The 19,654-nt window shown below is 42.4% G+C and carries 13 protein-coding genes; 9 read left to right on the top strand and 4 right to left on the bottom strand.

Annotated features, from left to right (window positions below; all coding sequences use genetic code 11):
• The first annotated feature begins 133 nt into the window (after nt 1–133).
• Entirely contained in the window at nt 134–613 is a 480-nt protein-coding gene (locus BCU12_RS10065; RefSeq protein WP_102404179.1) for a DUF1097 domain-containing protein, read from the top strand.
• Nucleotides 614–670: 57 nt separating this feature from the next.
• Here BCU12_RS10065 and BCU12_RS10060 read toward each other — a convergent pair whose 3' ends face one another.
• Complete coding sequence (locus BCU12_RS10060) at nt 671–2,302, bottom strand: ATP-dependent endonuclease (RefSeq protein ID WP_102404178.1); 1,632 nt, start codon at nt 2,300–2,302, stop codon at nt 671–673.
• Between the two features lie 287 nt (nt 2,303–2,589).
• On the opposite strand from BCU12_RS10060, the gene BCU12_RS10055 reads away from it, so the two are divergent.
• The 4 genes from BCU12_RS10055 to BCU12_RS10040 all read left to right on the top strand — a co-directional run bounded on the left by BCU12_RS10055 (nt 2,590) and on the right by BCU12_RS10040 (nt 11,256).
• Nucleotides 2,590–4,323 carry a bifunctional UDP-sugar hydrolase/5'-nucleotidase gene (locus tag BCU12_RS10055; RefSeq protein WP_102404180.1) on the top strand — a complete coding sequence of 578 codons (1,734 nt, stop codon included), beginning with the start codon at nt 2,590–2,592 and terminating at the stop codon, nt 4,321–4,323.
• Nucleotides 4,324–4,653: 330 nt separating this feature from the next.
• On the top strand, nt 4,654–5,796 hold the full coding sequence (locus tag BCU12_RS10050; protein WP_102404177.1) for an exonuclease SbcCD subunit D: 1,143 nt from the start codon (nt 4,654–4,656) through the stop codon (nt 5,794–5,796).
• Between the two features lies 1 nt (nt 5,797).
• Nucleotides 5,798–8,839 carry an SMC family ATPase gene (locus BCU12_RS10045; RefSeq protein WP_102404176.1) on the top strand — a complete coding sequence of 1,014 codons (3,042 nt, stop codon included), beginning with the start codon at nt 5,798–5,800 and terminating at the stop codon, nt 8,837–8,839.
• A 386-nt stretch (nt 8,840–9,225) separates the two neighbouring features.
• Nucleotides 9,226–11,256 (top strand): hybrid sensor histidine kinase/response regulator, encoded by a 2,031-nt coding sequence (locus BCU12_RS10040; RefSeq protein ID WP_102404175.1) that lies wholly within the window; start codon nt 9,226–9,228, stop codon nt 11,254–11,256.
• 61 nt (nt 11,257–11,317) lie between these two features.
• Here the strand turns inward: BCU12_RS10040 and cqsA are convergent, their stop codons facing one another.
• Both cqsA and BCU12_RS10030 read right to left on the bottom strand, forming a co-directional pair.
• Nucleotides 11,318–12,496, bottom strand: coding sequence for an alpha-hydroxyketone-type quorum-sensing autoinducer synthase (gene cqsA / locus BCU12_RS10035; RefSeq protein WP_102404174.1), 1,179 nt, complete (start codon nt 12,494–12,496; stop codon nt 11,318–11,320).
• Nucleotides 12,497–13,104: 608 nt separating this feature from the next.
• Nucleotides 13,105–14,058: a TDT family transporter gene (locus BCU12_RS10030; RefSeq protein ID WP_102404173.1), complete on the bottom strand. Its 954-nt coding sequence runs from the start codon at nt 14,056–14,058 to the stop codon at nt 13,105–13,107.
• Between the two features lie 585 nt (nt 14,059–14,643).
• On the opposite strand from BCU12_RS10030, the gene BCU12_RS10025 reads away from it, so the two are divergent.
• Entirely contained in the window at nt 14,644–15,621 is a 978-nt protein-coding gene (locus BCU12_RS10025; protein ID WP_102404172.1) for a GTP-binding protein, read from the top strand.
• A 329-nt stretch (nt 15,622–15,950) separates the two neighbouring features.
• Here the strand turns inward: BCU12_RS10025 and ylqF are convergent, their stop codons facing one another.
• The gene (gene ylqF, locus BCU12_RS10020; protein WP_102404171.1) at nt 15,951–16,895 is read right to left on the bottom strand and encodes a ribosome biogenesis GTPase YlqF; all 945 of its coding nucleotides are present in this window, start codon (nt 16,893–16,895) and stop codon (nt 15,951–15,953) included.
• A gap of 324 nt (nt 16,896–17,219) precedes the next feature.
• Here ylqF and BCU12_RS10015 point away from each other — a divergent pair, with 324 nt between their 5' ends.
• The 3 genes from BCU12_RS10015 to BCU12_RS10005 all read left to right on the top strand — a co-directional run bounded on the left by BCU12_RS10015 (nt 17,220) and on the right by BCU12_RS10005 (nt 19,398).
• The gene (locus BCU12_RS10015) at nt 17,220–18,023 is read left to right on the top strand and encodes a PhzF family phenazine biosynthesis protein (RefSeq protein ID WP_102404170.1); all 804 of its coding nucleotides are present in this window, start codon (nt 17,220–17,222) and stop codon (nt 18,021–18,023) included.
• Nucleotides 18,024–18,052: 29 nt separating this feature from the next.
• Nucleotides 18,053–18,832: a transporter substrate-binding domain-containing protein gene (locus tag BCU12_RS10010; protein ID WP_241909796.1), complete on the top strand. Its 780-nt coding sequence runs from the start codon at nt 18,053–18,055 to the stop codon at nt 18,830–18,832.
• A 164-nt stretch (nt 18,833–18,996) separates the two neighbouring features.
• A complete protein-coding gene (locus BCU12_RS10005) occupies nt 18,997–19,398 on the top strand; it encodes a VF530 family DNA-binding protein (protein ID WP_102404168.1) in 402 nt (133 codons plus the stop codon).
• Nucleotides 19,399–19,654: the final 256 nt, after the last annotated feature.

Raw genomic sequence — 19,654 nt, 5'->3', positions numbered from 1 at the left:
TAATCTATGAAATACATTGTATCGATAAAGGTAGTAATTTGAATAAGATCACATTGATGAGTTTGTTAGTACTTTAACATTCAGCACAGCATAGAAATTAACATTTGGTCATACGCCTACTGGGAGAGAACATTTGAGTGTATTGGTTGCAATATCATTAACGACTGGAATTCTATCTGGCCTTTGGGGTTGGGTTGCCATTTCTCTTGGTTTGCTTTCTTGGGCAGGGTTCTTGGGGTGCACGAGCTATTTTGCGTCACCAAATGATGGTTTGAAAGGATTAGCTCAAAGCTTAACAACGAATATGACTGGTGTTTTTTGGGCACTGGTTATTATTCACGTGTCATCGCTCGTCAGTTTGGAAATATTAGGGTACGTCGCAACAGCGGTTGTCGCCTTCTTTATGTGCATTCAAGCGAAGCAAGCCTGGCTAGCGTACATTCCCGGAACATTCATTGGCTCGTGTGCGACGTTTGCAGCTGATGGAAATTGGCAGTTAGTGGTTCCATCTCTTATCTTGGGTGGTGTCTTTGGTTATCTGATGAAAGCCAGCGGTCTTTGGCTACACCAAAGAATGGAACAGTCTTCGTTAATCACAAAATCAGCCCCATAGCCGAGTGCTTCATTCGCCTACCAAAACTCGGCTACATTAGTGATGTCGAACTCGAACTTAGGTGTTGCCATTTGCCATGGTGATTGCGCGTTTTAGCGTCCAACGCAAAAGAACTGGAATAAACTCGACGCCTTGTTCTTCACAGTAAGACACGATAGCCAATGCCAAATCAGGCTTAGCGTGCTTTTTGAGAACTTTCGCAACCACCTTCTTCGCTGGAATAGGATGGTCATACGGTATTTTTACCATATCTCTAAAAAATCGTTCGAATCCATGGGCATAAAGGTAATGCTCTATATCTCGATCGGGAAGCTCAGTGAGCCTGTGTCTTTCTTGGTCACCGCCTAGCTGGCCTCTAACCGACGCTGAGTATTTCTTCCCTGCGGCATCCCCGTCTGTGACCACATGCCAATCAATGCCAAATGCCTTTGCGACTTTGATGAGGGACTTTAACCCTGATTGCGCAAACTCAATAATCTGAACACCCTCTGCCGCTAGGTTATAACCGCATTGGTTGGCGAGTTCATTGAATAGCCATACTTCCGTTTCCCCCTCGACCAACAGCCAACATCGGGCAAACAGAGCATTTGAACGATGAAAGCGAATATGGAATCCGATGCGGCGCAATTCATCGTTGTTAAAACCTTTATTAGGAAGCGATGTCGCAATGGTCTTATCTGACTGTCTTACGAGCCTTCGAATGGTGTACAACGGTACTTGTGACAGTAATTCACCGCTGTTCGTCGTTAATATTTTTTGCATCGGTAAGAGTTGGAGCAAACTCCAGGCTCTTGCAAGATGGGTTGGGTGAAGTCGCCCTTCTGGGTCTTCCAATATAAGTAAGGGTCTGGCACATCGCCTTAGGTCATTTGGCCCTTTTGCTTGCAGATAAGCGTTCAGCAACCCCATCATCAGTAGGCGGGTTTGTCTGCTTTTCGACTCCTCAACGACTTGAGACACGCTCTTCTCACTTTGGTTTCGTGTGAAAAATAGACCGTCTCTCTGTTTTCTCGGACTGTGTCTTGAATTGCTCTTAAAAGAGAAATAATGCTCAACCAAAATGTTCATGGAATTGAGGCTACTGCGCATTTCACCTTTATTCACATGCCCTGGCGTTGCCATCAGACGGCGACATGTGTTGTTGATTCTCTTTTCCACACGCCCATTGGTATTGTTGCTGTCATCAAAAGGCCGCTCAAACCGTCGAGAATCCTTGAGCCGAATTACCGGGTGCAGAGACATGAGTTCTTGAGCAAGCTTTTCTGAATGGTGGAGGGGAAGCGTGGTTCCATTCGTATCAAGAAAAGCGAAGTGTGTGGTGACAGTGTACTGATCTAAAGTGGCGCTGACACGATAGTAAATATAAGGATTGCTGTCTTCGTCATACACCCAGATGGGCTTAATTTTACGATAACGCCCAGAGCGAATTTCTTGTTTGTCAGTGGATTTTAGAGCAAGAACAATTTGTAGGTGCTGAGTTTGTGGATGAGCGATAGAGTAGTCGACATGAAAGTCTTGCATCTCAAATTCATAAGGCTTGCCATCGGCAGGGAGCGCGACTGAAAGCGCGTCCAGCAATGATGATTTTCCCCAAGTATTTTCTCCAATAAGAGTCGTCAATTCTCCTAAAGGTAGTGAGAGTCTCTTTATCCCTCTAAACCCTGAAATTTCGACTCGCTCGATTTGCATAGGCTTACTCCATTCAAGAGGTAATACAGCATGTCGTCGGATCTGTCGCAAGTAGTGACTGTGAACTCCTTAAGCATAATAGAAAAAGGCTTAAAGAGCAGGCTGTTAGCTCACAATATTTATCAACTTAGCGAGAGTGCAATGAATGTAACTGTCTTGATAATATGACCTGAGCACACTTAGATAACTTTCTTTTTCATAGTCGTTTCATAAAAGTCACGATTCTGTCATGATTTGTAGGCTAGGATGAAATGGAATAGAAGAGAAAAGAAAAGATGAAGAAAACGATGATAAAAAATAGACCAGCAAAATTCATTCTGGCTCATATAAACGACACCCATTCCTACTTTGAACCTACATCCTTACAACTTAGTATCAATGTCAGTGGTCAGCCTTTGACACCATTTGTGAGCGCTGGTGGATTTGCCCGTATAGCAACACGGGCAAAACAGTTGAAGCAACAAGCCGAATCAGATAATACGCCTTTCATGTTCTTGCATGCGGGTGATTGCTTTCAAGGCACACTGTATTTCTCCCTGTTTAAAGGGAAAGCGAATGCTGATCTACTCAATGCACTCGACATTGATGCCATGGTACTGGGCAATCACGAACTGGATATGGGCAATGAACCCGTCGCTCAATTTGTGAAACGCATTAATTTTCCAATGCTATGTGGCAACTGGGACTTATCTCAGGAAAGGACAGATAAACAGTACAGGGTCTCTGACGCGACCAATGTGTTGAGTTACGAGCCGCAAGAAAAAGTTGCGCCTTGGCTAACGAAAAGTGTTCATGGAGAACGCGTAGCCATATTTGGATTGTCTCTAGATAAGATGGCGGATATTGCGAACCCTGATCCTGATACGCCTTTTGTCAACGCCACAGAAACCGCCAGAAATACCATTGAAGCCATACATAAGTCAGGCATCAATAAAGTGATCTTGTTAAGCCACCTCGGTTACGAGGCCGATTTAGAGTTGGCGGAAAAAGTGGATGGAATTGGTGTCATAGTGGGTGGGCATAGCCATAGATTACAAGGTGACTTTAGTTCACTAGGGCTAGAAAAAGACGATGATTATGGGGTGAAGGTCAACAAGACATTCATACTGCAAGCCGGTTTTCACGCTTTGAGTATGGGGCATTGTGAGATTCAGTTTAATGCTTGTGGTGAAGTTGAATCATTGTCTGGAAAGAATGAACTTCTGTTAGGTAGAAGACTCTTTCTGGATGCCAATATGGCTGAAACAGGCCAAGATGATGCGCATTTGCAAGCCAGTGAATACCTTCATAGCCACCCTAATGTCATCGTTTGTAAGAAAGACATTGCGACACAAGATATCTTGCTGAAGAAGTACATACCTCGAGTCCGAGCGCTTCAAAAGCAGATCATTGCGAATGCTCCTCGAAAACTGAGACATATCCGAATTCCGGATGCTCAGGGCGGAAGTGAATTGGCACCCATGGTCGCTGAGTCTTTTGTGTATGCGATGAATCAGCGAGGCCATCAAGTCGAGTTTGCGATACATAATGCAGGAGGGGTGAGAAACTCACTCAACCCGGGCGACGTTTCCGTTGCCGACATTGCCGGAAAACTTCTTCCTTTTGCCGTTCCCATTGGTGTTTACCACATCAAAGGGAAATATATTGCCCAAACTCTTGAGGGGGCAATCAACAACGCAATCAATAATGGCGTGGAAGGAACGGGGTCAGGCTCCTATCCATACACTCACAACTTATCGTTTCATTATGATGCAGAGAAACCTAAAGGAACACGTATTCGAGAGTTGAAAATCTATCGAAGCGATAACGGCTGGGAGCCTGTGATGCTTGATGAAACGTATGTTGGCTCTTCTTCCGCCTATACCATGAAAGGCAAAGAAGGCTATGACGCTATCCTCAACATGATTGGGGAAGGTGTCGTCACTTGTGTCTCGATGGCGGATAGTTTTACAGAATTATTGAGTAATACACCGTCAACGTTAGATAACCAAAGCAGGGTAAAATCGGCGACACAACGATAACGAATAGTGGCTCATAGTTTGCATACCTTAAGTTAGTCTAAAAGCATCTTCACTGTGAGAGGGTGCAAAGATGCTAAGGAGGTAGGAAATGTGGAGTCGCGATTGGTCTGACATTTTTGTCATCATGGCGTGGATTCTTATTTGGTCGGCGTTGGTGTATTTTGCTCCATTTGTCGGGATTTGAACTTCATTCCCGAACATCGGTTAATTGAAACAATACAGCCACTTAATCGTGGCTGTTAAACTCTCTAATCGAGAATAAACAGTCCTGTTCATCGTGTTTTCTTGCTAACATTGCGGGAATTATAGAAATGATGATTACAGGCTATTATGAAGTTTCTACATACCTCTGATTGGCACCTTGGCCGCCAGTTTCACAATGTCTCTCTTCTTGATGATCAAAAAGCCGTCATTGAACAGCTTATTCAAACCATTAGACATACCCCAGTAGACGCGGTCATCGTTGCTGGAGATATTTACGATCGTTCAGTTCCACCCACGGCCGCAATAGAGCTTCTAAATCACACTGTAGACGTAATCTGTGGTGAGCTTGAGACACCTATGATCATCATTCCTGGAAACCATGATGGCGCCAAAAGGCTTGGTTTCGGCGCGACGCAAATGAAACAGTCAGGGCTTCACATCATCAGCTCTTTTGATGAAATGTTGTCACCTGTGATCCTAGAATCTAAAACCGCAGGTCGTGTGGCGTTTCACGGTATGCCTTATAGCGACCCAGAAATAGTCAGGCATCATTTTTCAGAAGCGGTGTCGAACCATGATGAAGCTCATGAATACTTGGCTAATATCTTAATTGAGCGTTTTGATGCCAAGCATAAGAATGTTCTCATTAGCCATTGTTATATTGATGGGGCCGTTGAGTCTGAGTCCGAAAGACCGCTCTCAATAGGTGGTTCTGACAGAGTAAGCTTCGAGCATTTCACTGCATTTGACTATGTCGCTCTGGGTCATTTGCATCAACCTCAAAAAAAGGGCAAAGATTACATTCGATATTCTGGCTCTCTGATGAAATACAGTTTTTCTGAACAACATCAGAAGAAAGGCGTGACACTGGTCGAATTCGATGAGAACGGCTTCAAGTCAACGGAACATATCGATTTAACGGCTCCACATCAGATGCGAATATTAGAAGGTGAATTGGACGAGTTGTTGTCGCAAGGTCATCAAGATTCTAATTCCCATGATTACCTGTTGGTTCGACTCACTGATACCCACGCTATTCTCGACCCAATGGAGAAGCTTCGAAAAGTCTATCCCAATGTTTTGCATATCGAGAAGCCTGGTATGTTAATAGGAGAGGAGCAACAACTTGGTAAAGCTCGGCTCGCTCGAGGAGAGATAGACATGTTTCAAGATTTCTTTTTGGAAGCGCAAAAAACCTCGTTAACGGATGAACAAAATGCGACGGTTCTCGACATAATCTCAGCATTACATAAAGAGAAGAAGGACTAGCATGCAGCCACTTAAACTCACTCTTCAAGCATTTGGCCCTTTTGCTGACCGACAGAGTATCGACTTTACCACTATGGGCAACGCACCCCTTTTTCTTATTAATGGGCCTACTGGTTCGGGTAAAAGCTCAATATTGGATGCTATCTGCTATGCGCTTTATGGTGAAACGACAGGGAGCGAAAGAACGGGCGATCAGATGCGTTGCGATTATGCCGATGCAGCACTGCTGACAGAGGTAAGTTTCGAGTTTCGGCTATTTGAACGATGTTATAGAGTTGAGCGGGCTCCCGAACAGGAAGTACCGAAGAAACGAGGAGAAGGGACGACAAAGCGCGCTCACACTGCCACGATTTACCAGATAGACAGTGAGGCAGAATCACTACTCGCGAATAAACCTGCGCCCGTTCTAAAGGAAGTAAAAGACCTTATCGGGTTGGATGTGAAACAATTTCGTCAAGTGATGGTGTTGCCCCAAGGAAAGTTTAGAGAACTCCTTACGGCTACCTCAAAAGAGCGCGAACAAATCTTCGGACAGCTGTTTCAAACTCATATCTATTCTGCCATTGAACGATCTTTGTTCGAGAAAGCGTCAGGAATACGTAAAGCGAAAGAGGATTTTGATAATCAAATCAAAGGCGTTCTGGATGTCGCGAATGTTGAGGACGAATCTCAGCTAAAAGCCGAGTTAGTGGATAATACTGAGTCACTTCGTATCGCATCAGATCAACTTTCACTATTGACTAAAACGCTAGAAGAGGCGCAACTTAACGAGAAATCAGCGCAAGAATTGGCAGACCGATTTAGGCAATTGGAGTTGAAGAAAGGGCAGCTTACACATCACAACGAATCAAAAGACAACATTGACGCACTGCATCTTCAACGTGAAAACGCCATACAGGCTCAAGCACTAGACGTTTTACATTCGGATTTTCAGTCATCAACAAAAGAACGCAACGATAAGTCTGAGGCTGCGCAAAAAGCCAAAGTATCTTTAGACCAAGCTCAAACAGCGCTTCTTGCCTCTAATGAGCAGTTAGAACTGGCGATGAAGGCTTCTGCCCAAATACCGGATCATCAGAACCGATTATTCTTCTTAGAATCAGTAAAAGTAAAATTTCAAGAACGAGCCAGTTTTATAGAAAGACTAGAGCAAGAGAAGAAGGTGGGCGAACGTGCGTTGGCACAACAAGAGATTCTGCATAGTTCTACACTTAGACTAGAAAAAGAAATCAATGAGCATCGCAGCCAATTGGACAGTGCAAAGTACCATTATCAGCAATTGCCACTGGTACATCAGCAACAGACCCAACTGACTGAACAATTAGCCTTAGAGCAGAAAAAGCAATCTCTACAGAAAACGATAGCGATTCAATCCGAATATAGAGACAAAGTAGAGAACAAGCTGCGCATCGCCAAAGACCGGACGAATGTCGCCATCGATTACGCTGACAACTTGGAATATCAATGGCATACAAGCCAGGCGGCTCAACTGGCAAAGCAGTTAAAACTGGACGAACCTTGTCCAGTATGTGGCAGTTGCGAGCATCCGGAACCTGCTCAGTTTACCATTGATGAAGTGACGAAACAGGACGTCGATGTAGCAAGGTTACATCAACAAGAGGTTAGTAACATAGAGAAGCAAGCGGCAGAGGTATTAAACCAAGCCAATACTGAACTGGCGTTGACTCAACAAGCGATAGTGAGTGTTGAAGAACAACTCGAAGTAAGAGACGTTCTTTCTATTGAGGCGATCTATTCTGAGCTGGAAGTATTGAAGAAAAGGATTATTGAGCTTGAGAATGCTAATCCGGCCAAGATTGAACTTGCTCTTTCTCAGCTAGAACAGAAGCTATCAGAGACCAAGCTTCAGTTACAGAGCCAACTGGATGTTGTCAGTGAATCGAAAGTTAAGATAGGACGACTGCAAACAGAGGTAGATTCACGAACGAGTGATATTCCTAAAGATCTAGACGGCCTATCTCTTATTGACACTCAGCTAAGTCATTTGCGTGAACAGTTAGATCAGATAACAAAAAATGAGCAGAAAGTGCGGATTCAATATGAACATGCTCAGCAATTTCTGGCTTCTGAGAAAGCTCGAATGACTGAATTAACGACTCAAATGAAAAACGCCGAGCATTCTGCCAGTGAAGCGAGCAATCATTGGAATCAGGAGCTTGAGATTAGTCCTTTTGCTGATGAGAAGGCGTATCTTAATTGTCGAAAAACAAAGATAGAACTTGAAGAATTGAACAGTGCGATTAACAAGTTTGAGCAGCTTAAAACAACGCTTGAAGCAGAAGTTAATACACTAGAGAAAGGCCTGCTCGGAAAAACAAATCCAGATTGTGCAAAATTGACCGAACAACGACTCACTGCAGAGCAGGATCATTCAACAAGCTTAAAGCATTTTACACAACTTCAATCCATCCAAGATCGTTACAATGAAGTGCAGCGTAAACTCAATGTACTGAGTAAACAAAACGAAACGCTATCTGAGCAGTATAAAATAGTGGGTACGCTAAGTGATGTCGCCAATGGCAAAACCGGATCTAAGATAAGTCTGCATCGATTCGTACTTGGTGTGTTACTTGATGACGTTCTTATTCAAGCATCAATCCGCTTGCGCAAGATGAGTAAAGGTCGCTATGAGCTAAAAAGAAAGGAAAACCGAGCCAAAGGCAACGTTGGCTCAGGATTAGATCTCATGGTAGAAGATGGTTACACCAGTAAACTCAGAGATGTCGCGACACTTTCTGGAGGAGAATCGTTTATGGCGGCTCTTTCTTTAGCGCTCGGTTTGTCTGACGTGGTTCAGTCGTACAGTGGGGGTATTCGCTTAGACACATTGTTTATTGATGAAGGTTTTGGAAGTTTAGACCCTGAATCTCTCGATCTTGCAATTGAAACGCTTGTTGATCTTCAGCTCGGTGGGAGAACGATCGGTATTATTTCTCATGTTACAGAGTTAAAAGAACAAATGTCTTTGCGAGTAGAAATTGAACCGAGCCGAAAAGGCAGTGAAGTTTCGGTCATTCATTAGCGCGTTTATTGCTATCGAGTTGTTCTAAGTCAATACGATGGGTAAATAGAAAACTATTCTTGCCAAACGGATTGGCCAACATCCGTTGGCCAGATACACTGCGTTATCTTTCTACAATTTAGAGCAAAGATGGATTAAGAGTTAAGGCTTTAATAAGTGGTTAATGAGTATCAGTCGAAATCAGGCCAAAATATCAACTCTGTCTCGCTAATAGTAGAAAAAAATAAGATATTTAACAGTGCGTCAGGCGGTTATCAGCTAACTTAAAAGGTAGGAGGTTGTGCATAAGCGCACCACTGCATAGTTTATAGCCGTCGTAATAGGTGATAAGGGAATGCAAGTGTACCTAGGCTTAGCCGCAAACGTTTAATAAGCAGGAAAGGGAAGTGACTGCAGTAAACAAGATTTATAAATACGCTGAACCAAACTTAAATATCTTAGGGTGGGTAGGTTTTTTAGGATTCCCTAGTTATTACTATATTTGGGCGTACCTTTTTCCTCAACCTTACGAGAATCTTTGGTTTCGTTTAATTTGTGCATTAACCCTGTTGGTTTTAGCGCTTCGACGTTATGTTCCACACTATTTAAAGAAATTCCTACCGCATTATTATTTGGGATGTATTGCCTTTTGCCTTCCTTTCTTCTTCTCATTCATGCTTTTCATGAACGATTGGTCGAGTGTGTGGGTCATGTCATTTATGGCCTCTATTTTTCTTCACGTATTGCTCGTCCATGATCCTAAAACGCTGATTTTTCAATGTATTATTTCGATATGTGCTGGCTTTGCTCTTAGCTACCTAGCGTGTGGAGAATTAAGGATCGATCAAATCAATTGGTCCTATGTCCCTGTGTTTATATTTACTTATACATTTGGCAACCTCTTTTATTTTAGAAACCAGATGGAACACGAAGCGCGAATCTCGCTTGCTAAATCTTTTGGTGCCAGTATTGCTCATGAAATGAGAAACCCTCTCAGTGCATTAAAAACGACGGTAGACCTATTAAAAGGAACATTATCTCGAAGCATGCAGACCGACGGGACAGTGGATAAGAATGATCGCGCATTAATGAACGAAATGCTCAATGAGGCAGATAACATCATTAAGAATGGCAATGAAGCGATTGATTTGCTGCTCACGTCCATTGATCAAAGTCGTGTCTCTCGTTCTACGTTTGTTAAACACTCTTTGGCTGATGTTGTGGCAGAGGCGGTTGAGAGTTACCCCTATAAATCCATTAATGCGAAAAACGCGGTAAAGGCGAGCGAGTTGGAGGATTTTAGCTATTTTGGTAGTGATATATTGCTTAAATATGTGGTGTATAACCTCTTTAAAAATGCCTTTCATTACCAAGCAGAAGAAGTATTCACCATTTCTGTAGGCGTGACTAAAGATGATCAGTTTAATTATTTGCGCATCAGGGACACGGGGGCAGGCATTGAAGATGAGAAGATTGATTCCATTTTCAATGACTTCTACACATTCGGAAAGAACGGTAGCTTTGGGTTAGGTCTGCCATTCTGTCGTCGTGTTATGCACTCGTTTGGTGGTGAAATTGAGTGCATATCTCAAGCGGGGGAATGGACAGAGTTTATCCTTAGTTTTCCAAAGTATGAATCAAACAGTGTTAATAACATTAAGTATGAGTTGATGAGAAATAAGTCAATTCTCTTAATTAATACAGAATTCAACATAACGAAGAACCTCAACGAGAACGCTTTTTACATCGGATATCGTCTTGTCTCAATAAAAGTCGAAGAAGCACTGAAACTTGAAGAGTATCAATTTGAGTACGACCTTATTTTCTTAGACCTCGATACAATTGATGAATTGAGCCTGCATAAGCTTGAATCTAGCCTGTGCTTTACCGAAGCAAGAATTGTTTATCTTTACGGGGCCGATAATGAGTACTACACAAACTTCAATCGCTACCTAGACAGTTGTGCGATCAGCAAATGCAGAATCACCGAATCGTGCACGGACACCATCGATAAACTCATGTTTTCCGACAGCTATAGTGGTAAAAGTGATATCCCTAAGAAGAGCCATGACCACAATAGGACGATTTTGTTGGTTGATGACAATCAGTCGGTAAGGTCGCTAACATCCATTTTGCTAACTCAACAAGGGTTTAATGTCATCGAAGCAAAAGATGGCATTGAGGTACTTGCGCTTGTCGAATCCGAACCCATTGATGTCATTATCATGGATATTGACATGCCAATGATGGGAGGGAGTGAAGCTACTCAACTTATTAGAGGTTTAATGGGTGAACGCTCAATGATCCCAATCATCGGTCATACTGGAGATAATAGTAAAGCGTCGATTGAGAATATGAAGGCCGTTGGAATGAATGACTACATAATAAAACCCTCGACGTCAGAAGGGTTAATTGAAAAGCTAGAGCAATATATATAAAAAGGCGCTTTAAAGTGTTAGCGCCTTTATATTAAAAACAATTCTATCAATTGGTGTTTTATTAATAGAAATTCAGTTCAGGGTGTCGGAAAGCTTTTTCGCACACTTGTACTACGTGTAATACTTCGTGTTCTTTCATGTCACTATGTACAGAAAAACGTATAAGGTTCTTGTTATTCGGCGTCGCTGGAGTACAAAAAACAGATCCTAAAACGCCATGTTGCTCAAGAAAATTACGAACATTGATCGTATTATTTGAATCACCGGTTTCCAAAGATATAATTTGAGACTCACTCCTGATGTTGAATCCTATCTCTCTAAGCGATGACGCCAAATGTTGCGAATGAGAGAACAAACGAGTCCTTTTCATATTGCTCTCTTTTACGACTTTCAATGTGGCTCTAATACGTTCAAGCTCGTTGACCATCATCGCTGAGCTAAAGATCGAAGAATAAGCCTCATAAGGCAAAGTCTCTCCAAACTGGTTGTTACACCATATTGCTCCGGCTCGATAAGCAAATGTTTTTGCCAAGCTAGCCGTCATAAAGTCAACATCGTTAGACAGCTCAAATTCCTGTAACAGTCCCGCGCCCTTTGGCCCATGCGTTCCCAATGAGTGTGATTCATCGATGACAGAAGCGCAATCGAACTGCTTTGATAATTGTACGATGTCTACCAGTGGAGCAATGGTACCAAGTGTACTGTAAACCGAATCGACAACAATAACGCCAGGGCCGTGCTTTTGGATCAAGCGCTTCAAATGTCGAGGGTTATTGTGCATGAAGGGGTGTATATTCGCACCAGCGTATCGTGCGCCTTCCCAAAGTGACATATGAGTAAAAAAGTCGATATATACTTGGGTTGTTGAATTGCAGATTGTTTGCATTAACGCTGTGTTGGCTATCCAGCCTGAAGGTGCAATTGTGCAATACTCGAAGCCGGCAAAGGTCGCGAGTTCTTGTTCAACGGATTGATTTGTTCCATCACCATGCAGGAATACATTTGACATAAAAGAGTCGCTTGTTTGAGCTTTAAGAGCATCAATTTGACTGTCAATGATGTGGTGGTGTCGGCCAATTGCAAGATAGTCGTTACTTTGTAGAACAATATCTCCGCTCTTGGGTTTTCTCCCCAATACTAAGTTTCGTCCTTTATTCTTAGGCAATATAAGCTCTTCGATGCCATGTTTTAATTGTGGTGCTAACACATTGGCTATCGATTTTTTATTTCGATATTTCATAGTGATACCTATTCTATATTTTCGGTCAAGTGTCAGCTGACTGATTATCTATGACAGCAAAATAAGAATAGGTCGACTACGAAAAGTGATTTTTTGGCTAAGGTTTCAAATAAAACAGTTGTATAAACATATTTTGTATTTAATTAGGATCATGAGTGGATCTGAATAATATAGCGAATGTGGATTTTACAAAGTGACAAGTGAGCAAGCGTCGAGCGCGATAGCTTATTCTATGCAATCTCCTCGAAGAGATTGTTCAAAATACAGATCATACTTTCCACTCTCTTTTAATTTACGTAATCCACGCTTGGAGACTTCGATAAGCTCTTTGTTCATTTCTACTTTTTTAGAAAGTATGAGGTGCATGCTAGCAGATAGCAAAAGAGTGGGGTGATAGGTGACTAATTTGACATCTTCTGGATGACTTGTTTGCAGTGCATACTAGCCTTGAGCAATTGGTGAAAGAGCGAGGTCGATTCTATTACCACGACGACTCCACCAGCCATCAAAAATATGAGTACTGTTGAGTCTAGGCCAGTCCCAAATTAATATTAGAATTATCAATAATTAACTCAATTATGAGACGTAATTTACTGGATGTGCAGAGCTTAGTGGTTTGAACCAAGCTGAGGCCAATACATTCTAACGTACCGTATTGATACCCAGATAACGAGCGCAGTAGATATAGTCAGCTCCAAAAACCCAAATTTGTGCAACCAATGCCAGTGAGGGTGATACTCCTCAAAGAAATCGGTGAGTCGGTACATCGCGACGGAGCTTATAACGGAAGGAAATGTAATAGCAGCGATAGATGGTCGAAACTGCAACCTCATCAGCCTGAAGTAGCACAAATAGATAAATAGCGTCATTGTTACTGCTATTCCTGCTAGGGCGCCCGTCATTATTGGATCTGGGTCTGTAAAGTTAACCAGATAACTGGCGAGTGTTAAATTGATTGGTGCGGCCATAATTGCCAACGTTGGTTTCGCTCTTACCGATAAAGCTCCCTCAAAGACAAGGCGATATAAAACGAGAGGCAACATGAAAAAGTAAATACCTATGCAGGTATTAACGAGCGTAGCAGAGAAAACATTGTAGCCAAACTGAGTGCCGGCAAGAGAGCTACTGATAAGCCCTACGGGGTAAAGAAACCAACTAGGTAAGACATGCGACATTTTAAAGTTGGTTAATTGGAATGTGAAAAAGAGTGACATCATAGTCACGTGTAGCATCAGTGCTGCGAACCAAATTGGATAGGCAATAATTGGCGATATTGCTGCCAGATAGTCACACAGTATTAGGAGCGACATACTGATCGGTGCCATTAAGCTACCGCTCAATGGATGCCTGAGATCATTGATAAATGTTCTCGTGTTGAAGAGGTACTTAAGCAGTACCGGAAGTAAGAGCAAGGCCCCCAAACTGGCCAGGTAAGGTCTGATAATTTCGCCGAAAACTGGAATATATAGGTCCCATGCTTGTCCTAAACCTATGATGCCAAGTGCCAATGAGGCCTGTGATGGTGGAACGCTGCCAAATTGAACGAATCTTCTCCAGTTCAACGTATTACTCCGTTTGGGTATTTACTAACAAGACCTAAGTGCAGGGTGTTTTTCGGAGCGAATGATATCAACCTAATACATTGATTTGCAAACTATAGGTTCTTTATTTTGTGGAATCTAAAAAACCTAGCTAGATATGCGTCGCAATTGGAATATTAAAGTTCGTGTTTTCAATTATTAACAAAATACGAGAAGAAATATTGGAAAGTAAGTTCCCATAATTTATATGGATGCTCATCGGCTACATTGTTGTATAGAGTTCAATATTGGGAGGAAGGTCACGCCAGAAGCTTGTATAAATGAGAAATTGAACCATAGTTAATGTGTAAGGCAATCTGAACCACCGACTCGCAGGGAGGAACACTTAGGGCCTTACATACAATTTGGATGGATTCAAAGTTACAAATTTATAGATCCTCGTAAATTATCATTCCGCAACATAAGACGGTTTGGTTCGCGAACTCACGATTGAGTAACGAGGGATAGGGCGCGCTCACTGTAGTGCGCCTTTCGTCATTTTGGGATTCAAAACTTAGGAAATGTCGATATACTCAAGCCTATCTCCATCATTGATTAGGCTCTCCAATGGAAAAACGAATCCCAACCAATATCATCACTGGCTTTCTTGGTGTCGGTAAAACCACCACGATTTTGCAATTACTCAAAGACAAACCAAAAGACGAGAAATGGGCAGTTTTGGTTAACGAGTTCGGTGAAATCGGTATTGATGGTGCAATTTTAAGTGATCGTGGCGCCCTAATTAAGGAAGTCCCCGGTGGGTGCATGTGCTGTACGGCCGGTGTACCAATGTCTGTTGGAATTAACGCACTATTACGCACAAATCCCGACCGTCTTCTTATTGAGCCGACGGGTCTAGGGCATCCTAAACAAGTTGTTGCGACATTGCTGTCTGACCAATACCTGCGTTATGTCGATCTAAAAGCAACCATCGCACTCGTTGACCCTCGAAATTTATCTGATAAGCGACATTTATCGAATCAGAACTTTAATGATCAGCTTGATAGTGCGGATGTTGTTATTGGAAACAAGGTCGATCAATGTCATTCAACTGACATTGATGCCTTCAATGACTGGGTGACGAACCAAGTACCAGCCAAAGTTTTCCATCAGTTAGTAAGCAACGGGAAAATGCCTGTTGAGGTACTGGATACGCCAAGAACACACGGTACAGCGTCATCAAATATTGCTTCCCACCACCATGAACACGCTGCAATGGAACCTCAATTTCAGATTCCACCAAACCAGCCTTTCGTCAGAAAAGAGAATAAAGGGCAGGGCTACTACAGTTGTGGTTGGCTATTTGGTGCGGAGTATACGTTTGATTTCGATGAGTTGTTTTCGATGCTAAGTGCATTAACGGCTGAACGGGTTAAAGCGGTGATTAATACGAACAAAGGTTGTTACACGTTTAACGTAGCGAATCAAACGGTGTCGGTTAATGAGGTGTCGTTGGAAGGGTTTGAATCTCGAATTGAAGTGATTGATTCTCAGTTAATGCCTTGGGATCAGCTTGAAGAAGTTCTACTAGGGCTTGCTGGTTAGTTACGCTGTCACTCCTTGGGGGTATTAAATGTAGATCTGGAGTTTGTTGATGGATTTCCGATATAACAACTCAGATAGCGAAGGTAGCGTAAAGAGCAGAATAGTGCTGCTGAATAAATTAATCGAAATACTCTAGAGATGAGCTTGGTGCTATTGAAACTGAGCCTTCGTACATCAAATATCGCATTCGAGTGGTCACTTAGAAAACCTTTAAACTCTTTGGAAGAGGTGGTCGAAGAGCTTAGGTGGTACCTAATTAAAACAGTGAACAAAAAAAGTGCTCCTTATGTAAGGAGCACTTTTTACGAGCGACTTTTAGAGCGTATTACCTAGCGTTTATTTCGTAAGTAACGTTTACGACGTTCTTCTTTCTTTTTGATCTTCTGCTCTTCTTTTTTTGCGGTTTCTATTTCAACTTCGACGAGCTCTTTCGTGATCATTTCAGGCAGTTCTAGAGTAATTTGACCGAGTGTGCCATTGCGAAGTTCGTGAAGAAGGATCTCTGATGATTTATGTAAATCGACACGTCCGCCTGAGCGCAGTGCCCCACGCTTACGGCCAATTTCTTCCATCAATTCAACATCTGATTCAGGCAGTTCGTCAATCATGTAGCGTTGTTTCAGCTTTTCTGGGTACTGCTTGGCAAGATACTCGACGGTGTAAAAGGCAACTTCATCGTATTCCATCGCCGTGTCTTTAACGGCGCCTGTCGCGGCGAGACGAAATCCACTGTGAGGGTTCTCTACCTTAGGCCATAACACGCCCGGAGTGTCAGAGAGAACCACACCGTTTTGCAAGTTAATGCGTTGTTGTCTGCGTGTTACTGCGGGCTGATTACCTGTCACTGCAATTGTTCGACCCGCGAGTGAATTAATGATCGTTGATTTACCCACATTTGGAATGCCCATGATCATGGTACGAATGTTTTTGCCAATTTCTTCACGATGAGGGGCTAGCTTTCGACAAAGATCCATCACTTTTTGCACTTCATGATTTTGGCTGGTGGTAATCGCGATGGCTTTTACGCCCTGTTCTTTCTCTAAATGTTCAATCCAACGCTCGGTGAGTTCAGGATCGGCTAAATCTCTCTTATTGAGCACTTTTACAACCGGTGTTTCACCGCGAAGTTTAGAAATGACTGGGTTCTCACTACTAAATGGTATGCGAGCATCAAGGACTTCGATTATGACATCAACTTGAGGGATCGCTTCTTCAATCTCTTTAAGGGCTTTGTGCATATGCCCTGGGAACCATTGGATTGCGTTATTAACCATTTGAATGTATTACCTTTAATTAATCTAATTGAGCCTAGTCGTCATAATCTGTTGCAGTAGAAACATCGCAGATGAAATGAGGCCATGTTGAGAATTGCGTGCTACTTGATGGCCTGTAGGCTTGTTGTGTTGGGATCTTATCATCTTATTATTGTAAACGGGAACAAACACGATGAATTAGCAGTGGATAGGCCAATTATGTTCATGGCGATGTTTGATTGGTTTGATTGATTGGCTCAATGCATGACTAGACAATATGGTGTTGATTTGTTGTTATCTAATTTCCGCTATCCAAAGGTAATCACAGAAGGAGCTGAACTTAAGATGGAACAAACATTGGACATTTTTGTTGTCGACGCATTTACGAAAGAGAAGTTTAAGGGCAATTCAGCCGCGGTCGTGCCTGTTTCCGATTGGGTTGAAGATAAAGTTATGCAAGATATTGCGACTGAAAACAATTTGTCAGAAACCGCTTTTATTAAACACACTTCAAACAACACCTATCAAATCCGTTGGTTCTCACCACTGACTGAAATTGATTTCTGTGGTCACGCGACGCTCGCGGCTTCTTTTGTTTTGTTTAACCATTTTGACGTGAGAGGCTCGATAATATTCGACACATTAGAAGTGGGGCAGCTCACGGTCATTAAGAATGAACTTGGCAGAATTGAAATGAGCTTTCCAAACCAAAAGCCAATTGAGTTGACTCAATACCCTACTGAGCTGATGGAAGGTTTATCAATAGCCCCGGTTAAGGTGCTGAAGAACAGGCAAGCGTACATCGCGGTAATGGAGTCTGAAAGTGACGTCATAGATGTCTGTTATGAGAGCGACTGTCTGAAAAAGCTCGCTCCGTATGATGTGGCAGTGACGGCCAAATCAAGTGCCTATGACTATGACTTTGTCTCTCGCTATTTTTGGCCAGCAAATGGAGGAGATGAAGACCCAGTCACCGGTTCTATACATTCCGCTTTGGCGCCTTTGTGGTCAGAGTTACTGGGTAAAAGAACGCTGGTGGCTTATCAAGCTTCTAAACGTGGTGGGGTATTGTATTGTGACGTTGAAGGTGAGCGTGTATCAATTTCTGGATACGGCGTATTGTACTTGCAAGGAACGATTGTTGTTTGAAGATAAACAATGCCTAGGGCTTTGAATAATTGTCTATTTTTTTCCTATTTTTGATTTCGTTCTATACTCAAATGAAAGCTAAGTCAGAGATAACCGCCAAGATGGAAAAGCAGCCTCTTATTATTTTTGTTGGACTTATATTGCTAATACTGTTGCCGACTCCACTCTACGCTCAGTATAAGCTCCATTTTTTTGTTCCAGACTTCCCTCCATATACGATGGTTGACGGTGTAGGTGTTCCCGTGGGTATCGGTATCGATAAAATGGAATTGGTACTGTCAAAAATGGATGTGGAGTACAGCATAGAAGTCGGTTCAAATCACGGCCGAGCATTAAAAGAGCTTCGAAAAGGTCGATCTGACGGCTTCTTTATGGCATCTCGTAATGAAGAAAGGGATGAGTTTGCACTGTTTTCTGAGCCTGTTATGGTGAACAGATGGGTTTGGGTTTTTAGGAATGAAAATAGCAACGCAACCCTTCCTATTGGCCCTGACTTTAAAGATAGTGCTAAGGTGAAGAGCTTGCTCAACACGAATACTCAGTATTGGCTTGTCCAGAATGAATATAATGTTCAATCACCAGCGTCAAACATTCAAGCATTGGTCTCTTCACTGGATAACAAGGAGGTTGATGCCATTTTTGTAGCAGAGGTCGTTTTCAAGCACTACATAAAAAATGCTGAAAATTACACGGTTATGCTAGGAAAAGAGAAAGACTTTGGCGTTTATATTTCTAGAGATTTTGTACAAGAGAACCCATTGTTTATGTTTGAGTTGAATGCCGCAATTCGTGAAACGTCTGAGCAATAGACTTGTTCAATACTAGGCGATAGGTTGAGGTGGTGGGGTGAGGTGACGGGTCAAGGTTTACTCATGTACAAATCAATTACCGAATGACAACCAAAATTCGTACGAATGATTCAAGATTACGGGTATAATCTCGCTGCACACATTACCTCATCAATAGGAATCTCATGCTAGAAGAGCAACAAAACAATCCGCTACATGGTCTGAAACTCGAACAACTTTTAACTGAGCTTGTCGATCATTATGGATGGGACATTCTAGATGCTGCGATGCGTTTCAATTGTTTCCACACGAACCCTTCTATTGCGAGTAGCTTGAAATATCTTCGTAAAACAGAATGGGCACGTGAAAAGCTAGAGAACTTTTATCTCTCTCGTTTTAAGAGAATGCCTAAAGCAAGCGAAGAACAGTTTGCTTTACCCCCTCGTCAAAGAACGTACCCAAATGGCATTGAGCCTCGCGATCCTATGCCTCTCACTGTCGACTCAATTTTAGCTTCTCAAGCTAAAGCCGCGTCTTCACATAAAGAGCGAGCTGGCCGTGGTGGTCGATACAATCGTCGTTCGTAGTATATTTACCGTTGCCTCGATTGTTCGCTCTAACGTTGGTAAACATGACGATAGATGGTGATTCATTTTTCTATGGTGGAAATTTTTTAAGTGATTCCACCTCTGATAGAAAAAGTGGTAGGGCTTGCCATTGAAAGCTCTCTCTTCAAGCATTCTGACTAAGGAAGCAACACTTACTTAAGTGCTGATAGCTTCACTTACGTTTTATTCTTTAGCTTCTATCACATTGAATTAGGAGATAATTCAATTTCTATTT

The sequence above is a fragment of the Vibrio sp. 10N.261.55.A7 genome (assembly GCF_002877365.1).
Classification (GTDB): domain Bacteria; phylum Pseudomonadota; class Gammaproteobacteria; order Enterobacterales; family Vibrionaceae; genus Vibrio.
Note: the sequence above shows the minus strand (reverse complement) of the source record. Positions and strands in the feature narration are given on the sequence as shown.

Bases quoted from the DNA above. Each gene is read 5' to 3' on its own strand.
- BCU12_RS10060 (WP_102404178.1), bottom strand. From the start codon at position 2,302: ATGCAAATCGAGCGAGTCGAAATTTCAGGGTTTAGAGGGATAAAGAGA.
- BCU12_RS10055 (WP_102404180.1), top strand. From the start codon at position 2,590: ATGATAAAAAATAGACCAGCAAAATTCATTCTGGCTCATATAAACGAC.
- BCU12_RS10050 (WP_102404177.1), top strand. From the start codon at position 4,654: ATGAAGTTTCTACATACCTCTGATTGGCACCTTGGCCGCCAGTTTCAC.
- BCU12_RS10045 (WP_102404176.1), top strand. From the start codon at position 5,798: ATGCAGCCACTTAAACTCACTCTTCAAGCATTTGGCCCTTTTGCTGAC.
- cqsA (WP_102404174.1), bottom strand. From the start codon at position 12,496: ATGAAATATCGAAATAAAAAATCGATAGCCAATGTGTTAGCACCACAA.
- BCU12_RS10025 (WP_102404172.1), top strand. From the start codon at position 14,644: ATGGAAAAACGAATCCCAACCAATATCATCACTGGCTTTCTTGGTGTC.
- ylqF (WP_102404171.1), bottom strand. From the start codon at position 16,895: ATGGTTAATAACGCAATCCAATGGTTCCCAGGGCATATGCACAAAGCC.
- BCU12_RS10015 (WP_102404170.1), top strand. From the start codon at position 17,220: ATGGAACAAACATTGGACATTTTTGTTGTCGACGCATTTACGAAAGAG.
- BCU12_RS10005 (WP_102404168.1), top strand. From the start codon at position 18,997: ATGCTAGAAGAGCAACAAAACAATCCGCTACATGGTCTGAAACTCGAA.